This window comes from Streptomyces sp. NBC_00876 (assembly GCF_045207435.1).
Lineage (GTDB): Bacteria > Actinomycetota > Actinomycetes > Streptomycetales > Streptomycetaceae > Streptomyces.
In genome coordinates, this window is sequence record NZ_CP108800.1 from 958,892 (window position 1) to 979,650 (window position 20,759).

The 20,759-nt window shown below is 71.0% G+C and carries 15 protein-coding genes; 9 read left to right on the forward strand and 6 right to left on the reverse strand.

The window, feature by feature from the left end; genetic code table 11:
- Positions 1-55: 55 nt before the first annotated feature.
- A complete protein-coding gene (locus OG782_RS04085) occupies positions 56-1,201 on the forward strand; it encodes an NAD(P)-binding domain-containing protein (protein WP_406458834.1) in 1,146 nt (381 codons plus the stop codon).
- 32 nt (positions 1,202-1,233) lie between these two features.
- Here OG782_RS04085 and mltG read toward each other — a convergent pair whose 3' ends face one another.
- The 3 genes from mltG to OG782_RS04100 all read right to left on the reverse strand — a co-directional run bounded on the left by mltG (position 1,234) and on the right by OG782_RS04100 (position 4,952).
- Positions 1,234-2,097, reverse strand: coding sequence for an endolytic transglycosylase MltG (mltG, locus tag OG782_RS04090; RefSeq protein ID WP_406448014.1), 864 nt, complete (start codon positions 2,095-2,097; stop codon positions 1,234-1,236).
- 372 nt (positions 2,098-2,469) lie between these two features.
- The gene (locus OG782_RS04095) at positions 2,470-3,078 is read right to left on the reverse strand and encodes a hypothetical protein (RefSeq protein ID WP_406448015.1); all 609 of its coding nucleotides are present in this window, start codon (positions 3,076-3,078) and stop codon (positions 2,470-2,472) included.
- Positions 3,079-3,146: 68 nt separating this feature from the next.
- Complete coding sequence (locus OG782_RS04100) at positions 3,147-4,952, reverse strand: ABC transporter ATP-binding protein (protein WP_406448016.1); 1,806 nt, start codon at positions 4,950-4,952, stop codon at positions 3,147-3,149.
- Between the two features lie 182 nt (positions 4,953-5,134).
- On the opposite strand from OG782_RS04100, the gene OG782_RS04105 reads away from it, so the two are divergent.
- Both OG782_RS04105 and OG782_RS04110 read left to right on the forward strand, forming a co-directional pair.
- Positions 5,135-5,578, forward strand: a complete 444-nt coding sequence (locus tag OG782_RS04105; RefSeq protein ID WP_406448017.1) for a MarR family winged helix-turn-helix transcriptional regulator — start codon at positions 5,135-5,137, stop codon at positions 5,576-5,578.
- Positions 5,579-5,620: 42 nt separating this feature from the next.
- Entirely contained in the window at positions 5,621-8,557 is a 2,937-nt protein-coding gene (locus OG782_RS04110) for an FAD-binding and (Fe-S)-binding domain-containing protein (protein ID WP_406448018.1), read from the forward strand.
- Positions 8,558-8,575: 18 nt separating this feature from the next.
- Here OG782_RS04110 and OG782_RS04115 read toward each other — a convergent pair whose 3' ends face one another.
- Positions 8,576-9,310: a L,D-transpeptidase family protein gene (locus tag OG782_RS04115; protein WP_406448019.1), complete on the reverse strand. Its 735-nt coding sequence runs from the start codon at positions 9,308-9,310 to the stop codon at positions 8,576-8,578.
- Positions 9,311-9,632: 322 nt separating this feature from the next.
- On the opposite strand from OG782_RS04115, the gene OG782_RS04120 reads away from it, so the two are divergent.
- Positions 9,633-11,477, forward strand: a complete 1,845-nt coding sequence (locus OG782_RS04120) for an ABC transporter transmembrane domain-containing protein (protein ID WP_406448020.1) — start codon at positions 9,633-9,635, stop codon at positions 11,475-11,477.
- Positions 11,474-13,255, forward strand: a complete 1,782-nt coding sequence (locus OG782_RS04125) for an ABC transporter ATP-binding protein (RefSeq protein WP_406448021.1) — start codon at positions 11,474-11,476, stop codon at positions 13,253-13,255. The genes OG782_RS04120 and OG782_RS04125 overlap by 4 nt, the downstream gene beginning before the upstream one ends.
- Positions 13,256-13,382: 127 nt before the next feature.
- On the opposite strand, the gene OG782_RS04130 is transcribed toward OG782_RS04125, so the two are convergent.
- Positions 13,383-14,174 (reverse strand): metal-dependent hydrolase, encoded by a 792-nt coding sequence (locus OG782_RS04130; RefSeq protein ID WP_406448022.1) that lies wholly within the window; start codon positions 14,172-14,174, stop codon positions 13,383-13,385.
- 171 nt (positions 14,175-14,345) lie between these two features.
- Between OG782_RS04130 and OG782_RS04135 the strand changes: the two genes are divergently transcribed.
- Positions 14,346-16,859: a DEAD/DEAH box helicase gene (locus OG782_RS04135; RefSeq protein WP_406448023.1), complete on the forward strand. Its 2,514-nt coding sequence runs from the start codon at positions 14,346-14,348 to the stop codon at positions 16,857-16,859.
- Positions 16,860-16,905: 46 nt separating this feature from the next.
- A complete protein-coding gene (locus tag OG782_RS04140) occupies positions 16,906-17,787 on the forward strand; it encodes an acyl-CoA thioesterase (protein WP_406448024.1) in 882 nt (293 codons plus the stop codon).
- A 4-nt stretch (positions 17,788-17,791) separates the two neighbouring features.
- On the opposite strand, the gene OG782_RS04145 is transcribed toward OG782_RS04140, so the two are convergent.
- Positions 17,792-18,016 carry a DUF6011 domain-containing protein gene (locus OG782_RS04145; protein ID WP_406448025.1) on the reverse strand — a complete coding sequence of 75 codons (225 nt, stop codon included), beginning with the start codon at positions 18,014-18,016 and terminating at the stop codon, positions 17,792-17,794.
- 67 nt (positions 18,017-18,083) lie between these two features.
- Between OG782_RS04145 and OG782_RS04150 the strand changes: the two genes are divergently transcribed.
- Together OG782_RS04150 and OG782_RS04155 are read left to right on the forward strand one after the other, a co-directional pair.
- Positions 18,084-18,773, forward strand: a complete 690-nt coding sequence (locus tag OG782_RS04150) for a hypothetical protein (RefSeq protein ID WP_406448026.1) — start codon at positions 18,084-18,086, stop codon at positions 18,771-18,773.
- 212 nt (positions 18,774-18,985) lie between these two features.
- Complete coding sequence (locus OG782_RS04155; protein ID WP_406448027.1) at positions 18,986-20,755, forward strand: cation:proton antiporter; 1,770 nt, start codon at positions 18,986-18,988, stop codon at positions 20,753-20,755.
- Positions 20,756-20,759: the final 4 nt, after the last annotated feature.

Below are 20,759 nucleotides of genomic sequence, written 5' to 3' on the forward strand. Positions count from 1 at the left end.
CCTCGGGAAGACCCACGCCCCCGACGTGGTTGGTAGAAGCGTGAACAACACCGGGGTGCACTCAGTGGATGTCGTGGTGATCGGCGCCGGACAGGCAGGTCTGTCCGGCGCCTACCATCTGCGCCGCAGCGGTCTGGAGCCGGACCGCGATTTCGTGGTGCTCGACCATGCGTCGCATCCCGGCGGCGCCTGGCAGTTCCGCTGGCCCTCCCTGACGTACGGCAAGGTGCACGGCATGCACGCGCTGCCCGGCATGGAGCTGACCGGCGCAGACGGCAGCCGGCCCTCGTCCGAGGTGATCGGGGAGTACTTCGACACCTACGAGCGCACCTTCGGCCTGCGGGTGCACCGGCCTGTCGAGGTGAGCGCGGTGCGCGAGGGCGACGGCGGGCGGCTGCTCGTCGAGACGTCGGAGGGTACGTACGCGGCGCGCGCCCTGATCAACGCCACGGGGACCTGGGACCGGCCGTTCTGGCCGCGCTACCCGGGTCAGGACACCTTCCGCGGGCGGCAGCTGCACACGGCGAACTACCCCGGGCCGGCCGAGTTCGCCGGGCAGCGGGTGGTCGTGGTGGGCGGCGGGGCCTCCGGCACCCAGCACCTGATGGAGATCGCGGAGGTGGCGGCGGACACCCACTGGGTGACGCGGCGGCCGCCGGTCTTCCGGGAGGGCCCGTTCGGTGCGGACGAGGGCCGGGCGGCCGTGGCCATGGTGGAGGAGCGGGTGCGGCGCGGGCTGCCGCCGCAGAGTGTCGTGAGTGTCACCGGGCTGCCGGTCACCGACGCCGTCCGGGCCGCCCGCGCGTCGGGGGTGCTCGACCGGCTGCCCATGTTCGACCGGATCACGCCGACCGGCGTGGCCTGGGACGACGGTCGCAGCGTAGAGGCCGACGTCATCCTCTGGGCGACCGGCTTCCGGGCCGCCGTCGACCATCTGGCCCCGCTGAGGCTGCGGGAACCCGGCGGCGGGATCCGGATCGAGGGGACGCAGGCCGTGCGCGACGAGCGCGTCCATCTCGTGGGGTACGGGCCGTCGGCCAGCACCATCGGCGCGAACCGGGCGGGACGGGCCGCCGTACGTGTCATCGGCCGGCTGCTGGAGCGGGCCGAGCCCGCTGAGCGGGGAGCGATGCCCGTGTCCGCTGCCCAGGAAGTGGAATCCGGGCCCGCTGCACTGGGAGCAGTGTCCGTGTCCGCGTGAACCCCCTCGGGCGTAGCGCTCGCGCGTAACGCTCAGCCGTTGCCCGCGTTGCGGCGGTTGCGGTTGAACTCGGCGACGTTGCGCTGCTGCTCCGCGTAGTCGTCGGTGAAGCGGGTGTCGCCGGGCGCGACCGTGACGAAGTACAGCCAGGAACCGCGGGTGGGGCTGATCGCCGCCACCATCGCCTGCTCGCCGGGATTGCCGATGGGCGTCGGCGGCAGCCCTTTGTGTTCGTAGCTGTTGTACGGGCTGTCGATCTTCGTGTCGCCCGTGGTGGTGTCCAGGGTGCTGCGATTCATCGCGTAGTTGAGGGTGGAGTCCATCTGGAGCGGCATGCCGCGCGCGAGCCGGTTGTGGATGACCCGGGCCACCTTGCCCATGTCGGACACGGTGTCCGCCTCGGCCTGCACGATGCTGGCGATGGTCACCGTCTGGTAGACGGTGACGCCGTTGCGCTGTGCTCCGGCCGTGATGTGGTCCGCGCCGAAGCGTTCGAGCGCGGTGTCCACCATGTAGCGCAGCAGGCTCTTCGGGGTCGTGGCGGAGGTGATGGGATACGTCGCCGGGAAGAGGTATCCCTCCGGGTTGCCCTTCGCCTCGGGGGGCAGGGGCAGGTCCGCCGTCGCAACGGCCTTCTTCGTGGTGCCGGCCGGCTCGCCGAGCGTCTTGTCGGCGGCCGCGTAGACCTGCGAGGCCCGCCACCCTTCGGGAATCACGAGGGTGCGGGTGGCCTGTTGGCTCTTCGGTTCCCTCGTCAGCAGGGGGACGAGCACGGCGGCGGCCACCGCGAGTACGAGGACGGCGCCGATGAGCAGCACCAGACGGCCGCGCCGGGTCGGGCGGAGCCTGCGGCCGGGCCTGCGGCGAGGAGGTACGTCCGGGGACTCGTTCACCATGCGGGCACGCTATCCCGCAGCGGTCGCGCCGTCCGGTACCCCGTCCTCGACGACACGCACCCCGCATCACGCGATGCGAACAAACGAACAAGGGATCGGATGTTCGCTGGAACGCGTGATCGTTTCGGCATTCGTTGCTCAACTGCCGTGCGGCAGCAGATGATTACAGGGCGCAAGCGACGGGCTGCAGACCGCGACTGTGCTGTCCCTGAGATACACCATGCACAAGGAGAAACACCGATGAACTTCCTCACCAACCTGCTTGCCGGCGTCGTCCACTTCGTGGGTTGGCTGATCTGACCATCGCTCCACCCGGCGCCGTCGCTCCCCGTCCCACGGGTGCGGCGGCGCCGTCGCGTGTGCGGTGTGCCGTCAGCCGCGCGGTCCCGGTCCGTTAAAGGGCGGCAGGGCGGCGAAGCCGGGGTCCACCGAGACGGCCTGGGCCAGCACGTCGAGTGTGTTCCGCACCCGGGTCAGCGGGTGATCGGGGAACTCCGCATCCCACCGCGCATGGTCGGCGACGTGGAACGGCAGACCGCCCTGGACGTCCGGGGCGTAGGGGTGGGGCCGGAAGTATTCCTGCGGTCCGACCTTGGCCAGGACGACGGCTTCCCGCATACCCGTCATGCCCCGCTCCACCGTCTGGATCTTCACCACGGTGCTGCACCCGGCGCGCGGCACCGTGAAGCTGCCGATGAACGCCTGGCCGCTCGGCTGGTCCGGCAGCGGAAGCTTGAGTATCTGACGCAGGGCCGGCAGCTCCCCCACCTTCTTCACGGACGCCTCGATGAGCCCGCCGCCCGCCCGCGCGGTGTGGTGCGTGAGCGCGTTGCGCAGCGTCGGACCGTCATCGAGACCGGCCGGCAGGTCGGGAGGCAGAGCGAAGAAGTGCAGCGACAGCAAGTCGTCATGCTCGTTCGCCCACGCGTCGTCGGCGACTGGCCGGTATCCGGGGAGTTCGACCCCGAGGAGAGCTCTCATGGGCGGCGATCATGCCCTAAGGACGCACGTCCCGGCACCCCGGGGCCCCGGTTGCTCACTGCGGCCGGTCAGCCTGCTACGGGGGCGAGTTGGGAGTCCCTGCGGACCAGCGCGGCATAGCGTCCGTCCTTCTGGAGCAGCTCTTCATGGCTGCCGCGTTCGGCGGTCCGGCCGCCGTCCAGGACCACGATCTGGTCGGCATCACGCACGGTGGAGAGCCGGTGGGCGATGGTGATCGTGGTACGCCCGGCGGAAAGGGAGTCGATCGCTTCCTGCACGGCGAATTCGGTACGCGTGTCGAGCGCGCTCGTCGCCTCGTCGAGGATCAGGACCGGCGGATCGCGCAGAATCGTGCGGGCGATGGCCAGGCGCTGCTTCTCGCCGCCGGAGAAGCGGTAGCCGCGTTCACCGACCAGGGTGTCGTACCCGTCGGGCAGCGAGGCGATGTGGTCGTGGATCTGCGCCGCACGTGCCGCCGCCTCGATCTCGGCCTCGGTCGCATCGGGCTTGGCGAACCGCAGATTCTCGGCGACGGAGGCATGGAAGAGGTACGTCTCCTGGGAGACCACCCCGACGGCCCGCGCGAGGGTGTCGAAGTCCAGATCGCGTACGTCGACGCCGTCGAGAGTGACCCGGCCGCCGGTGACGTCGTACAGCCTCGGTACCAGATAGCTGAGCGTCGACTTGCCGGAACCGGTGGGGCCGACGACGGCCAGGCTGGCGCCGGCGGGCACGGTCACATCGACACCGCTGAGCGTCGGGCCGCTCTTCTCGTCGTAACTGAAGTCGACGTCCTCGAAGCGCACCTCACCGCGGATCTTCTCCAGGTGTACCGGCTTCTCCGGCTCGGTGATGTCCACCGTCAGGTCGAGGTATTCGAAGATCCGCTGGAAGAGGGCGAGGGAGGTCTGCATCTGCACCCCGGTGGAGAGCAGGCTCACGGCGGGCCGGAAGAGGCCCTGCTGGAGCGAGACGAACGCGACGAGCGTACCGATGGAGACGTCCGGCCCACCGGACTGAAGGGCGATACCGGCGGCCCAGTAGATGACGGCCGGCATGGCGGCCATGACGATGCCGATCGTCGACATCCGCCAGCGTCCGGCCATGCTGGAGCGCACTTCGAGGTCGACCAGCCGCTCGGACTCCTCGGCGAAGCCCTTGGTGAGCGAGTCCGAGCGGCCCATGGTGCGGCCGAGCAGGATGCCGCTGACGGAGAGCGATTCGGTGACCGTGGCGGCCATGGCCGCCATCTGCTTCTGGCGCTGGGTGGTGATCTTCTTGCGCTCGCGGCCGACCCGGCGGCTGATCCAGACGAAGACCGGCAGCAGGAGCAGCGAGACGACGGTGAGCCGCCAGTCGAGCGCCAGCATGGCGACGACCGTGGCGATGACGGCGGTGAGGTTGGAGACCAGCGAGGTCGCCGTCGAGGTGACGGTGGCCTGCATGCCCCCGATGTCGTTGGCGATCCGGGACTGGACCTCGCCGGTGCGGGTCCTGGTGAAGAAGGCGAGCGGCATCCGCTGGAGCTGTGTGTAGACGGCGGTGCGCAGGTCGTGCATGACCCGCTGGCCGACGGTGGTGGAGATGAGCGTCTGCAGCACGCCGAAGACGCTGTTCATCACAGCGGTCAGGATCATCCCGAGGGCGAGCAGCGAGAGCAGCCCGGTCCGCCCCTGCGGGATGGCTGTGTCGAGGATCTCGCGCAGCAGGAACGGCGAGGCGACCGACACCAGCGACGAGGCGCCGACGAGCAGTCCGACCACCGCGAGGCGGCCGCGGTACGGGTGGAAGAGGCGGAGGATGCGGCGCAGCTCGGCGGGCGGCTGGGCGGCATCCCGGTTCGGGGGTGTCCACGTGGGTTCGTCGGGTTTCATGGGCTCCTTCGTCGGACGTGCGACAACGGGGAACGGGAACGGCCTGCTGGTACGGCGTGGCGCGCCCCGGTCTGCGGCCGTCCGGGGCGCAGGGATCGCAGCCCGTGACAGTCGAACGGATGAGAGCATAGCTCATTGTTACCTATACTCACAATGAACAAGGTCCTGATATTGTTCCTGGTATGGATTCCCCCGACCCCGACGGCGTGCTCGCCGAACAGCTGCTGCGGCTGACCCGCAGGCTCCAGCGCATTCAGAGCCGTCAGCTGGAGCCGATCGGCATCACCCCCGCGCAGTTCCGGCTGCTGCGCACGGTCGCGCACTACGACGGCCCGCCGCGGATGGCGGATCTCGCGCAGCGTCTCGACGTCGTCCCGCGCGCCGTGACCACGCTGGTGGACGGCCTGGAGGCCAGCGGCCGGGTGCGCCGCGCCCCCGACTCGGACAGCCGCCGGGTGGTCCGGATCGAGATCACCGACGAGGGCGTCGCCACTCTCCGGTCGCTGCGCAACGCGCGCCGGGCGGCCGCAGAGGAGATCCTGGCTCCATTGACCGCCGATCAGCGTGAGGTGCTCGGCGGTCTGCTGACCGCTCTGGTCAACGGAATGCCGGAGCGCCGCTGCTGACCGGGTGCGGGGCACCGCGCCGAGCCGCCGAGGGGATCCGAGATGCCACTGCTGGAGCCGAACCCGGAAGCACTCCGCCCCGGCGCGGGGCGGGCGCCCTCCCACGACCGGGTGCCCGACGCGCAGGCGCCGGGCACACCCGAACCGCTGCGCGGCGAGCTGACCGCGCTGCTGGGCCCGCAGAAGGTGCTCTGGAAGATCTCCGACCTGGTCCGCTACGCCTCCGACGCCAGTCCTTACCGGTTCGTGCCCCAGGTGGTCGTCGTCCCCGAGGACATCGACGACATCTCCGCGATCCTGTCGTACGCCCACGGCAAGGGCCGCAACGTCGTGTTCCGGGCCGCCGGCACCAGCCTCAACGGCCAGGCGCAGGGTGAGGACATCCTCGTCGACGTACGGCACCACTGGGCGGGCATCGAGGTCCTGGACGACGGCGCGCGGGCCCGGATCCGCCCGGGGACGACCGTGATGCGGGCCAATGCCACCCTCGCCCGGCACGGCCGGCTGCTGGGCCCCGACCCGGCCAGCGCGATCGCCTGCACGATCGGCGGAGTCGTCGCCAACAACGCCTCCGGGATGACCGCCGGCACACGCCGGAATTCGTACCGGACCGTCTCCTCGCTCACCTTCGTGCTGCCCAGCGGCACCGTCGTGGACACCGGCGACCCGGCGGCGGACGAGGATCTGGCCCATGCGGAGCCGCGGCTCTGCGCGGGGCTGCTCGCACTCAAGGCGGAGATCGAGGCCGATGCCGCGCTCACCGCCCGGATCCGGGCCAAGTACGAGATCAAGAACACCAACGGCTACCGGCTCGACGCGTTCCTGGACGGCTCGACACCCGTGGAGATCCTGCGGGGGCTCATGGTCGGTTCGGAGGGGACCTTCGGTTTCATCTCGGAGGTCGTCTTCGACACGCTCCCGCTGGACCGCCGGGTCTCGACCGCGCTTCTCTTCTTCCCGTCCCTGACGGCGGCGGCGGCCGCCGTCCCGCTGTTCAACGAGGCGGGCGCCATCGCCGTGGAGCTGATGGACGGCAACACCCTGCGCGCGTCCGTCCGCGTCCAGGGGGTGCCGGCCGACTGGGCCGGGCTGCCGAAGGAGACCGCGGCGCTGCTGGTGGAGTTCCGGGCCCCGGACGAGGCGGCCCAGGAGGTGTACGAGCGGGCGGCGGCCGACGTCGTGCGGCAGCTGGAGCTGGTCCGGCCCGTCACCTCGGTGACCAACGAGTTCACCCGGGACGCCCGGACCATCTCCGGCTACTGGAAGGCCCGCAAGGCGTTCGTCACCGCGGTCGGCGGCTCCAGGCCGTCGGGCACGACGCTGATCACGGAGGACTTCGCGGTCCCGCCCTCCCGGCTGGCCGACGCCTGCGAGGCGCTGCTGGAGCTCCAGGCCGAGCACGGTTTCGACGCAGCCGTCGCGGGCCACGCCGCCCACGGCAACCTCCACTTCCTGCTCGCGTTCGACGCGGCGAAGCCGTCCGACGTCGACCGGTACGCCGCGTTCATGGCGGACTTCTGCCGGCTGACCGTGGAGCGGTTCGACGGATCGCTCAAGGCTGAGCACGCCACCGGACGCAATATCGCCCCGTTCCTGGAGCTGGAGTGGGGCCCGCGGGCGACCGAGCTGATGTGGCGCACGAAGCAGGTCATCGACCCCGACGGAGTGCTGGCACCCCGGATCGTCCTGGACCGCGACCCGAGAGCCCATCTGCGCGGGCTGAAAACCATTCCCCAGGTCGAAGCCGTGGCCGACCCCTGCATCGAGTGCGGCTTCTGCGAACCGACCTGCCCGAGCCACGACCTGACCACCTCGCCGCGCCAGCGCATCGTGCTGCGCAGGGAGATGATGCGGCAGCCGGACGGTTCACCGGTGGAGAAGGAACTGCTCGGCTCCTACGGCTACGACGCCGTGGACACCTGCGCCGGTGACTCCACCTGCAAGCTCGCCTGTCCCGTCGGGATCGACACGGGCGCCATGATGAAGGACTTCCGCCATCGGCGGCACTCCCCCCGCGAGGAGCGCGTCGCAGCCCTCACCGCGAAGAACTTCCGCGCCGTGGAGGCCGCGGCGCGCCTCGCGGTGGCCGCTGCGGGCCGGATCGACGACCGGCTGCTCGCAGGCGTCACCGGTCTGGCCCGCAGGGCCGTACGCCCCGATCTCGTACCCGAGTGGCTGCCGGAGATCCCCGGCGCCGCGGCCCGGAAGCTGCCCCGCACCGCCAGGGCGGGGGCGAGCGCGGTCTACTACCCGGCCTGCGTCAATCGCATCTTCGGCGGCCCCGAGGGGCATCGCGGCCCGTCCCTGCCGCAGGCCGTGGTCGCCGTGTCGGGGCGCGCCGGAAAGCCCGTCTGGATCCCGGACGACGTCGCGGGGACGTGCTGCGCGACGATCTGGCATTCCAAGGGGTACGACGCCGGAAACGCCGTGATGGCCAACCGGATCGTCGAGGCCGCCTGGGGCTGGACGGCCGGCGGGAAGCTGCCGCTGGTCGTCGACGCCTCCTCGTGCACCCTGGGCATCGCCCATGAGGTCGTGCCGTATCTGACCGAGGACAACCGGGAGTTGCACCGCGAGCTGACGGTGGTCGACTCCCTCGTCTGGGCGGCGGACGAGCTCCTGCCGGAGCTGACGGTGCTGCGGAAGGCCGCTTCAGCGGTTCTGCACCCGACGTGCTCGATGGAACATCTGGACGATGTCGGCCAGTTGCGCGCGGTCGCGGAGGCCTGTGCCCAGGAGGTCGTGATCCCGGACGACGCCGCGTGCTGCGGCTTCGCGGGCGACCGGGGCATGCTGCACCCCGAACTGACGGCCTCGGCTACGGCGAAGGAGGCCGCCGAGGTGAACACCCGGGAGTACGACACCTATCTGTCGGCCAACCGGATGTGCGAGATCGGGATGGACAGGGCGACGGGCCGTTCCTACTACTCGGTGCTGATGGAACTCGAGCGGGCGACCCGCCCGGGCCCGGGCCGGTAGCGGCCCGGGCGGCCGGCGTCAGGCCCGGAGACTGGCGCGGTCGCCCATCACGACGACCGGGTTCTGCTTCGGGTCCAGGGTGCGCAGCAGCTTCTCCATGGCCGCCTTCGGCATGCTCACACAGGCCGACGTGCCGCTGCCGTGGTCCATGTGCAGCCAGATGCTGCCGCCCTTGGACTGGCCCTGCGGGCGGGTCGGGTCGTTGGGCGCGGTGCCCTTGACCCGGTTGTAGTCGATCGCGATGACGTAGTCGAAGTCGTTCCAGTGGGACTTGGCCCAGTAGTGCGGGGCCTGGATGGACGCCGTCTCGGTGTACGGGAGCAGTGCGCCGGGATCGGGCAGCACACCGCCCGCGTCGGTGAGGGTGAAGACGCCGACCGGGCTGCGCTTGTCGTTCTCGTGATGGTCGGCCGTCCAGCCCTTCTTGCCGTTGTGGCCCTTCCAGCCGGCGGCCCTGTCCCAGGTGGAACCGGACTTGGTGTACAGCACGACCGTGGAGTCCGCCGAGTTCCTGCCCGCCCCGTAGACGGCCACGACCTGGCGGGAGTTGGACGGGATCTGCGACTGCAGCCGGTCGCCCACGTCCGGGATGCGCTTGAGATCGACGGTCCGGGGCTTGTCCTTCTGGGCACCGCCGGACCGTGCGCCCCTCGTCTTCGCGTCCTGCCCGTCGCCGCACGACGCCAGGGTCGTGAGGAGAACACCGCAGGCGGCCGCCGAGACCACCACTCGTACCGCACCGGCTATATGCATCCGCCCATGCTCGCACCCCGGGGGCATCGGATTGCGCCCGGCCGTACGGAGGCCGGCGAATGCGTGCCGAAACTTTACCCGTGCACCGCGCGGCCGTTGCTGCCGCGCCGTCCGGCAGCCCCTGCGCGTCCCACGGTCGACGTCGCCGTCCCTGAAGCCGTCACCGTCGTCACCGTCGCCGACCGCAAAAGGGTTTGCCCCAATCACCATGGCACGCGAAGCTTGGACGGTTTGTTATCCCAGCTGTCCTTCCTGCCTGTTCCCCCACGTGCTTCTGGAGATCCCCCCACGGATCTCAGCTCCTTACGATCTTTGGGACGTCATGCACATTCGCGATCTTCCGTACTCGGATCCCGGCGATCCCGATGTCCGGTCGGGCCCTCGCTTTCTGCTCTGGCTCGGCCGCAATCAGATCCGCGGCCAGCTCAAGTCCATGTCCTGGGGCCTGCTGCACCAGTGCTCCCTCGCCGGCCTGCCGCTTGCCGTCGGATTCGCCGTCCAGTCGGTCGTCGACCGCTCGGGCGGCCGCCTCGCGATGTCCGGGGGCATGATCGCGGTACTCGGCGTGCTGATCGCCGTCGGTGACACGATGCTCCACCGGACCGCTGTCACCAACTGGATCACCGCCTCCGCCCGGGTCCAGCAGCTGCTGGCCCGCAAGACCGCGGAGCTCGGCTCGGCGCTGACCCGCCGGGTCGCCGCGGGCGAGGTTGTCGCGGTATCCACCGGCGACGTGGAGAAAATGGGCTGGTTCGTCGAGGCGTTCTCCCGCTTCGCCGCCGCCGCTGCCGCCCTGGTCATCATCTGCGTCGGACTGATCCTCTACCTGCCCTCGCTGGGCGTGCTCGTGGCACTCGCCATGCCGCTGCTCGCCCTGGGCGTACTGCCGCTCCTGCCCCGCGCCACCCGCCGCGCCGACGCCCAGCGGGAGAAGGCCGGCAAGGCCACCGAGCTGGCCTCGGACACCGTTGCCGGGCTGCGCGTCCTTCGCGGCATCGGCGGCGAGGAACTGTTCCTGGAGCGCTACCGCCGCGCCTCGCAGGAGGTCCGCAAGGCCGCCGTGCGCACCGCGCGGATGTGGTCGCTGATCTCGGCGATCCAGGTGCTGCTGCCGGGCCTGCTGCTGATCGCCCTGGTCACCCACGGCGCCGCGCTGGCCCGTGACGGGAAGATCGAGGTCGGCCAGCTGGTGACGGTGTACAGCGCGGCGACGCTGATGCTCTTTCCTCTGCGGCACGTCGAGGAGATCGCGATGGCCTACTCCTTCTCGCGCCCGTCCGCGCAGCGCGCCGTCCGGGTGCTCTCGCTGAGCCGGGTCGCCCGGCCGTCGACGGTCGACGCCGCTCCGGCCGGGGATCTGTACGACCCGGTCACCGGGCTGCTGGCACCGGAGGGTCTGTTCACCGTGGTGGTCTGCGGCGACCCGGACGAGGCGGGCCGGCTGGCGGACCGGCTGGGCGGCCACCCCCCGGCCCTGGTGCAGGAGGAAGAGGCCGAGGGCGCGGCGGCGGCCACTGAGCAGCCCTCGGTCCTGCTCGGGGGCGTACCCCTGGACGAGCTGGAACTGGACGCGGCACGGACCGCCGTTCTGGTCCAGGACAAGGACCCGGTGCTGCTCTCCGGGACCCTGCGCGAACTGCTGGACGTGCCGTCGTCCGGCCGGGTGGCTGCCGAGGAGGCGTTGTCGGCCGCGCACTGCGGTGACGTCCTGGACGCGCTGGCGCAGGCGTCGGTCCACTCCGGCGGTGACCCGATGAGTACCCGGATCACCGAACGCGGCCGGTCGCTCTCGGGCGGGCAGCGTCAGCGGCTCGCCCTGGCCCGGTCGCTGGTGACCGATCCGCAGGCGCTGGTGCTCGACGAGCCGACGTCCGCCGTCGACTCGCACACGGAGGCGCGGGTCGCCGCGGGCATCAAGGCGCTGCGCAAGGACCGTACGACGGTCGCGTTCGCCTCCTCCCCGCTGCTGCTCGACGTGGCCGACCGGGTGGCACTGGTCCACCGGGGCTCCGTGGTGGCGGTCGGCACCCATCGCGATCTGCTGCGCAGCGAGCCGCGGTACCGGGCGGTCGTCACCCGTGAGACGGACGACGAGATCGCCGCCCCGTCCGCAGCGGGCAGGGGCGAGGACATCAGCACGAGCGAGGAAATCGAGGAGAGGGCATGATCGGCGTCGCACCACCGTCGTACGACCCGGCCGCCCCGGAGTCGGCCACGACCCTGCCGGTCGGCACCCCCACGACCGTACGGGCCTACGTGCGGGAACTGATCCGGCGCCACCGGCGGCCGTTCACCGTGGTCACCCTGCTCAACACGGTCGCGGTGATCTCCTCGATCGTGGGCCCGTATCTGCTGGGCGGACTGGTCGAGGACCTGTCCGACGGGGTCACCGACCTCCATCTGGAGCGCACCGCGGCGGTCTTCGGGCTGGCGCTGGTCGTGCAGACCGTGGTCACCCGGATGATGCGGCTGCGCAGCGCGATGCTCGGTGAGGAGATACTGGCCGATCTGCGCGAGGACTTCCTCGTGCGTTCGGTCCGGCTGCCCCCGGGTGTGCTGGAGCGGGCCGGGACGGGTGACCTGCTGTCCCGGATCACCACGGACATCGACCGGCTGGCCAACGCCATGCGTGAGGCGGTGCCGCAGCTGGCCATCGGTGTGGTGTGGGCGGGGCTGCTGCTTGCCGCGCTCGCCGTCACCGCTCCCCCGCTGGCCCTGTCGGTACTCCTCGCGCTGCCGGTGCTGATCCTCGGCTGCCGCTGGTACTTCCGCCGGGCGCCGTCGGCCTACCGTTCGGAGGCCGCCGGTTACGCGGCGGTCGCGGCGATGCTCGCGGAGACGGTGGATGCCGGGCGGACCGTGGAGGCGCACCGTCTGGGGGCGCGCCGGGTCGCCCTGTCGGACCGGCGGATCAAGGAATGGACGGGATGGGAGCGGTACACGCTGTTCCTGCGGTCCGTGCTCTTCCCCGTCATCAATGTCACCTACGTGACGATTCTCGGCGCGGTCCTGATGCTCGGCGGCTGGTTCGTCATCGAGGGCTGGCTCAGCGTCGGTCAGCTGACGACGGGTGCCCTGCTCGCGCAGATGATGGTCGATCCGATCGGTCTGATCCTGCGCTGGTACGACGAGTTGCAGGTCGCCCAGGTGTCGCTGGCCCGTCTCGTGGGCGTCCGCGACATCGAGCCCGACGCGGGAGATGCCACGGTGTCCCCGGACGGCCGGGACGTGCGTGCCGACGAGGTGCACTTCGGCTACCGCGCCGGCCTCGACGTGCTGCACAAGGTGTCGCTGGATGTCCCCCCGGGCACGCGCCTGGCGCTGGTCGGCCCGTCCGGTGCGGGCAAGTCCACGCTGGGCCGGCTGCTGGCCGGGATCTACGCCCCGCGGACCGGTGAGGTCACGCTGGGGGGTGCGCGGCTGTCACGGATGACGACGGAGCAGGTCCGTACCCATGTGGCGCTGGTCAACCAGGAGCACCATGTGTTCGTCGGCTCGCTGCGGGACAACCTGCTGCTGGCCCGCACCGGGGCGCAGGACGCGGATCTGTGGGCGTCCCTCGCCGCGGTCGACGCGGACGGCTGGGCGAGGGCTCTGGAGGCGGGACTGGACTCCGAGGTCGGCTCGGGCGGTCTGGCCGTCACTCCGGCCCAGGCCCAGCAGATCGCACTGGCCCGGCTGGTGCTGGCCGATCCGCACACGCTGGTGCTGGACGAGGCGACGTCGCTGCTCGACCCGCGGGCGGCCCGCCATCTGGAGCGTTCGCTGGCGCGGGTGCTGGACGGCCGTACGGTCGTGGCGATCGCCCACCGGCTGCACACGGCGCACGACGCGGACGTGATCGCCGTCGTCGAACAGGGCCGGATCAGCGAGCTGGGCAGTCATGACGAGCTGGTGGCGGCGGACGGCGCGTACGCGGCGCTGTGGCGGTCCTGGCACGGCTGACCCGGCCGGAACGTGACGGCACGGAAGGGCGCACCCGGCCCGCAGCTCCGCCGTCATGGCGAACGGCGCCCCGGGCGGAAGTGAATCCGCCCGGGGCGCCGTCGTGCCGGAGCTCGGCAGGGGTGCGTCAGATGAAGTTCATCGCGGCGGCTCCGCCCACTCCCCCGAGCACCATGAAGACCGGCATCAGTACCTTCAGCTCCACCCAGCTGCCGGCCCTGAACCGCATGGCCTTGGGCGGGCCGATCGGGTACCAGCGCTTGCGGCCGACCGGGATCGGCCACAGGATCGGGCAGCCGGAGACGGTCAGCGCGTCGCCGATGTCGTGGACGAGGGCGCCCAGCACGATCGGCAGCCCGAGCCAGAGGTACTCCTGGCCGGGTGCGTTGAACAGCCAGTCCGAGCCGTTGCCCGGCTTGTCCAGGACGCCGGCCAGAATCCACGCGCTGGTCGCGCCGAGCAGCCACACCAGGACGTCGCTGGACATCCGGGCGGCCCGCCAGAGCAGTCCCTCGACGGCGAGCACCAGGTGGACGAAGAGGATCGCCAGCACCGCCCAGCGGCCGCCGGTGATCGCCGCGGCGGAGGCGCCCGCTCCTATCAGGACCGCCCACAGCCAGGTGTGGGTCAGCGTCCGGTGACCGCCGTTGCGGTTCGAGTCGCCCCGCATCTTCGTGGCCTTGTAGACGGCGTGCGAGAGCGTGTCGACGATCTCGCAGAGCCCGCGGGAGACCGGTCCGAAGGCGCGCGAGATGGTCGCCGACTTGTGGTCGAGGTCCGGGGCGAGTGCCGCGCCCGCGGTGATCAGCGCGCCGACGACCAGGACGGGCCACGGCATGGTGTGTCCCGCGGCAGCCGCGGCCGCGCCCACCCCCAGCCAGGCCGCTGCTCCTGACAGAGAGTGTGCCGGTCCCATCATGGCTGTTTCCGCCCCCGTAGAAATCGATAGGTAGTGACAGGTATCGCCTGTGCACATGTTCCGGCCATCATCGTTGTGGTGCGGCCGAGTTGAGAGGGCAGCGTATCGCCCGTGATCTTCGCGCGGTCGTCCGGTTCCCTCATCGGGGTGGAAGACAGGCAAGATGGGGGCGTGACCCTTATCGATCAGCTGCCCCCGACCGACGACCCCGACGCCCTCTTCGAGGCTTTCTCGTCATGGACCGAGACGCAGGGCATCACCCTCTATCCCGCTCAGGAGGAGGCGCTGATCGAGGTGGTCTCCGGGGCGAACGTGATCCTTTCCACGCCCACCGGCTCCGGGAAGAGCCTGGTCGCGGCGGGTGCGCACTTCACCGCGCTGGCCCAGGACAAGGTCACGTTCTACACCGCCCCGATCAAGGCCCTGGTCTCGGAGAAGTTCTTCGACCTGTGCAAGCTGTTCGGTACGGAGAACGTCGGCATGCTCACCGGCGACGCCTCGGTCAACGCCGACGCCCCGGTGATCTGCTGCACGGCCGAGGTGCTGGCCTCCATCGCGCTGCGTGACGGAAAGTACGCGGACATCGGCCAGGTCGTGATGGACGAGTTCCACTTCTACGCGGAGCAGGACCGCGGCTGGGCGTGGCAGATCCCGATCCTGGAGCTGCCGCAGGCCCAGTTCGTCCTGATGTCGGCCACGCTCGGTGACGTCCGGATGTTCGAGGAGGACCTGACCCGCCGCACCGGCCGCCCCACCTCCGTGGTGCGTTCGGCGACCCGTCCGGTCCCGCTCAGTTACGAGTACCGGCTGACGCCGATCACCGAGACGATCACCGAGCTCCTGGACACCAGGCAGTCGCCGGTCTACATCGTGCACTTCACCCAGGCCGCGGCCGTCGAGCGGGCGCAGTCGCTGATGAGCATCAACATGTGCACCAAGGAGGAGAAGGAGAAGATCGCCGATCTCATCGGCAACTTCCGCTTCACCACCAAGTTCGGCCAGAACCTTTCCCGTTACGTCCGCCACGGCATCGGTGTGCATCACGCCGGCATGCTCCCGAAGTACCGGCGGCTGGTCGAGAAGCTCGCGCAGGCGGGGCTCCTGAAGGTCATCTGCGGTACGGACACGCTCGGCGTCGGGGTCAACGTCCCCATCCGCACGGTGCTGTTCACCGCCCTCACCAAGTACGACGGTACCCGGGTGCGGACGCTGCGGGCGCGTGAGTTCCACCAGATCGCGGGCCGGGCCGGGCGGGCGGGCTTCGACACGGCGGGCTTCGTCGTCGCACAGGCCCCGGAGCACGTCGTCGAGAACGAGAAGGCCGTCAAGAAGGCCGGTGACGACCCGAAGAAGAAGCGCAAGGTCGTCCGCAAGAAGGCGCCCGAAGGCTTCGTGGCCTGGTCGGAGACCACCTTCGACAAGCTGATCCAGTCCGATCCGGAGCCGCTGACCTCTCGTTTCCGGGTCACGCACACCATGCTGCTGTCCGTCATCGCGCGGCCCGGCAACGCCTTCGAGGCGATGCGGCACCTGCTGGAGGACAACCACGAGCCGCGCAGGGCGCAGCTGCGCCACATCCGCCGGGCGATCGCGATCTACCGCTCGCTGCTGGACGGCGGCGTGGTGGAGCAGCTGGACAAGCCGGACGCGGAGGGCCGCATCGTGCGGCTCACCGTCGATCTGCAGCAGGACTTCGCGCTGAACCAGCCGCTGTCCACGTTCGCCCTCGCGGCGTTCGAACTGCTGGACGCCGACTCGCCGTCGTACGCGCTGGACATGGTCTCGGTGGTGGAGTCGACGCTCGACGACCCGCGTCAGATCCTCGCCGCGCAGCAGAACAAGGCGCGCGGGGAGGCGGTCGGGCAGATGAAGGCCGACGGCATCGAGTACGAGGAGCGGATGGAGCTTCTCCAGGACGTCACGTACCCGAAGCCGCTGAGCGAGCTGCTGTGGCACGCGTACGACGTCTACCGCCAGAGCCACCCGTGGGTGAGTGACCACCCGGTGTCGCCGAAGTCGGTGATCCGTGACATGTACGAGCGCGCGATGACGTTCACCGAGTTCACGTCGAACTACGAGCTGGCGCGTACCGAGGGCATTGTGCTGCGTTATCTCGCGAGCGCTTACAAGGCGCTGGAGCACACCATCCCGGACGACATCAAGTCCGAGGACCTGGAGGATCTCATCGCCTGGCTCGGCGAAATGGTCCGTCAGGTCGACTCCAGTCTCCTCGACGAGTGGGAGCAGCTCGCCAATCCCGAGGTGGAGACGGCCGAGCAGGCGCAGGAGCGGGCCGACGAGGTCAAGCCGGTCACGGCGAACGCCCGCGCCTTCCGGGTGCTGGTGCGCAACGCGATGTTCCGCCGGGTCGAGCTGGCCGCGCTGGACCGGGTCCGCGACCTCGGCGAGCTCGACGGCGACGCGGGCTGGGACGAGGACGCGTGGGGCGAGGCGATGGACGCGTACTGGGACGAGTACGAGGAGCTGGGCACCGGGCCCGATGCCCGCGGCCCGAAGCTGCTGAAGATCGACGAGGACCCGGCGCACGGGCTGTGGCGGGTCCGGCAGACGTTCGCCGACCCGAACGGCGACCATGACTGGGGCATCAGTGCCGAGGTCGACCTGGCCGCGTCCGACGAGGAGGGCCGGGCGGTTCTCCGGGTCACCTCGGTGGGCCAGTTGTGAGCGCGTCCGTAACGGCGGCGCCGCTGCGAGAGTGGAGAAGAAGCGCATGACGAACCCCGCCGAGCGTCTGGTCGACCTGCTCGACCTGGAGCGGATCGAGGTCAACATCTTCCGCGGCCGCAGTCCCGAGGAGTCCCTGCAGCGGGTCTTCGGCGGGCAGGTGGCCGGTCAGGCGCTGGTGGCGGCGGGCCGTACCACCGACGGGGACCGGCCGGTGCATTCGCTGCACGCCTACTTCCTGCGGCCGGGCCGTCCCGGGGTGCCGATCGTCTACGAGGTCGAGCGGGTCAGGGACGGCCGGTCCTTCACCACGCGCCGGGTGACGGCCGTCCAGCAGGGCCGGACGATCTTCAATCTGACGGCGTCCTTCCACCGCCCGGAGGCGGCCGGGTTCGAGCACCAGCTGCCGCCGGCCCGCGTCGTGCCCGATCCGGACGATCTGCCGACGGTCGCCGACGAGGTGCGCGAGCACCTGGGCGGACTGCCGGAGGCGCTGGAGCGCATGGCGCGGCGCCAGCCGTTCGACATCAGGTACGTCGACCGGCTGCGCTGGACGCGGGAGGAGATCAAGGGCGCGGACCCGCGCAGCGCGGTCTGGATGCGCGCGGTCGGTCCGCTGGGTGACGACCCGCTCGTCCACACCTGTGCGCTGACGTACGCGAGCGACATGACGTTGCTGGACGCGGTGCGCATCCCGGTGGAGCCGCTGTGGGGGCCGCGCGGCTTCGACATGGCGTCCCTGGACCACGCCATGTGGTTCCACCGGCCGTTCCGGGCCGATGAGTGGTTCCTGTACGACCAGGAGTCGCCGGTGGCGACCGGCGGGCGGGGCCTGGCGCGCGGCCGGATCTACGACCGCGCGGGCAATCTGCTGGTGTCCGTGGTGCAGGAGGGGCTGTTCCGCCGGCTGGACGCGCCGGTGTCCTGAGGGTTCAGGTACCCGGCAGCGGGTCCTGCTCGACCTCGTGACGACGGGTGCGGATGTCCGGCGGCGCCGGGTGCAGTTTGGCGTCGCAGGCGGGGCCGAGGCCGGTACGGCGCGAGGCCGTACCGGTGAGCGGGCGGCCGCACATGCGACAGCGCACCTGGCGGCGCCCGGTGGCGGCAGCGGTTCCGGGCAACGGCTCGGCGTCGGGGGCGGGTTCTGGGGACTCCACGCGTCGATCCTCTCAGGTGCCCGTCTACGCTTCGACTTCCCGACCGCAGACAACGGAGGAGTCGCACGTGCTCAGCGCCCTGAAAGTGACGGCCCTGCCCAAGGACAGGAAGGCCGGGGACGTGATCCTGCCGGGCGTGGCCGAAGGCTTCCGCCACGTCGTCACCGACGAGTCCGCCGGCCCGTTCCACGTGATCGCGTACCTGGAACGCGAACTGCCGCCCGGCGGCATACCCGCGTACCTCGCGGCGCGGAAGACGGGCGCCCGTTCCTTTGTGATGTGGGACGGCCCGGAGCGGCGTGCACGGCTGGCCACGGTCGTCACCACGTCGGCGGGCGAGGGCGTGTCGGTGTATCAGGTGTGGGGCGGGCAGGGCGAACTCGTCGGCACCCTCGTGCGGGAGAAGGCCCTGTCGGGCAAGGGTCTGCGAACCCGGTGGACGGTCTCCCAGACCGGCTGCCCGGAGGCTGTCGGCTTCAAGGGCCGGATCTTCTGGTGGTACGTGTGGTGGCTGCTGTTCCCCGTCCAGGTGGCCATCGGTGTGGGCAGTCTGCTGAGCGGCAGCGGTGATGTGGCACGCGGGCCGCGGCGCATCATCTGGCGTGCGGGCGGGGAGGTCCCGCTGGAGTTCCGGTCCGACGAGGACGAGGTCCAGGTGCACGCGCAGTGGGTCGACCGGCGGCTGGCGGCCGCGCTGTCGGCGCTGATCCGGACGTTCGACAGCTGGATGGGCACCCCCTGGGACGACGGGAAGTGACCCGTGCGCCCGGGTCGTGACGTCGGCCGGCAGCGGTACGGCACCGGTCCGCGCGGCCTGCGTTAGCCCATACGGCGGATACCGGGGCGTCGGGGAGCCCGTCGGAGCGAGCCCTCGCGCCCCTGCCGTGCGCCGCCACGGAAGGTGGTCGCACGCGGTGCTCCGCGGGTCGCGACCGCTGCCCCGGCGCTCGCGCCGGAGGAGGCACGGCGATGACGGCGGATCAGGTACTCGTGGGCATCGGACTGATCGTGGTGCTCGCGGTCGGCTCACAGCTGCTGGCGAGCCGGCTGCGCGTACCGGCGCTGCTCGTCCTGCTGCCCGTCGGCTTCACCGCGGGTGTGCTCACCGACGACGTCGATCCCCAACGGCTGCTGGGCGCCGCGTTCTCCCCGCTGGTGTCGCTGGCGGTGGCGGTGATCCTTTACGACGCCGGCCTGGGCCTGGACCTCAGGAGGCTCAAGGGCCATACGCGACGGGTCGTGGTCCGGCTGCTCTGGCTGGGGACGCTGCTGACCGTGGTGTCCGTCGCGCTGTTCGCCGTACCGGTCCTGGACATGTCCACGCAGGCCGCGGTGATGCTCTCCGCGATCCTGGTCGTGTCCGGGCCGACCGTCGTCGGGCCGCTGCTCAACTTCGTCCGGCCCACCGAGCGCCTGCAGCGCGTCCTGATCTGGGAGGGCTCGCTGATCGACCCGGTCGGCGGCATCCTGGGGGCCCTCGTCTTCCACGGGGTCCTCGCGGGCGGCCGGCCGGGGTTCGGCAGTCAGGTGGCCGGGTTCGCGGCCAGTACGGCGGTGGGCGTGGCGGGTGGTGCGGTCGGTGCCGGCGTGCTGTGGCTGCTGCTGAGCCGGGTGCGGCTGAGCGAGGAGCTGGCCACCTCGGTGCAGTTCGCCGCCGTGATCGGCGTGGCGGCCGGCTGTGACGCGCTGCGCGACGACACGGGCCTGATCTCCGCCGTCGTGATGGGGATGGCCATGGCCAATCTGCCGGGCCTGGACCTCCCCGCACGGCGGCCCTTCTTCGACACGCTGGTCTCACTGATCATCGGTCTGCTCTTCATCTCCATCTCGGCCACGGTCACACCGGCGTCCCTGCGGCACGTGGTGCTTCCCTCGCTCGCACTGGTGGCACTGCTCGTCCTGGTGACCAGGCCCCTGGTGGCCCACCTCGCGACGCTCCGTACCGATGTGCCGCGCCGGGAGCGGTGGTTCATCGGCTGGATGGCGCCGCGCGGCATCGTCGCGGCGGCGACGGCCTCCACGTTCTCGGCCGAACTGGTCGACAGCCACATCGCCGGCGCCGAGCACATCCTCCCGGCGACCTTCGTGGTGATCGTCGCCACGGTCATGCTGTACGGCCTGACGGCGTTCCCGGTGGCCCGGCGGCTGGGCGTGCTGCGCCCGGCCCGGTCCAGGCCGTTGCTGGTCGGGGGTGCGCCGTGGGCGGTCGACCTGGCGTGCGCCCTGCGTTCATCGGGACTGGACGTCCTGATGTGGGCGGGGGCCGGCCGTGAGCGGGCGCGGATCGAGCAGGCCGGGCTGAAGCTGGCGCCCGGCGAGCTGCTCGCGTCGGCCACCGGCGCGGGTGCGGAGCTCGAAGGGATCACCGGGGTGCTGCTGCTCACCGATGAGGACGACTTCAACGCGCTCGCGTCGATGACCCTCCGGGAGAGCGTCGAGGGCCCGGTCCACCGTCTGGGGCCGCCCGCCACGAGTCACGGGGTGGTGGCTCCGTACACCGGTGGTGAATCGCTCTTCGGTGCCGGGCTCACCGGGCCCGAGCTGACCCGCAGGTACGAGGCGGGGGCGCGGGTGGTGGCGCGGCCCTCCGGCGGCCCGGTCCCGGCCGGTCATGAGCTGCTGTTCGTGGTGCGCCCGGACGGCCGGCTCGTGCCGGTCACAGAAGCGCTCACCCCGGTCGCGGACGCGGGTGACACCGTCGTCCTGCTGAGCCCGCCCGCCGGTGTCACCGCGGTCTGAAAGG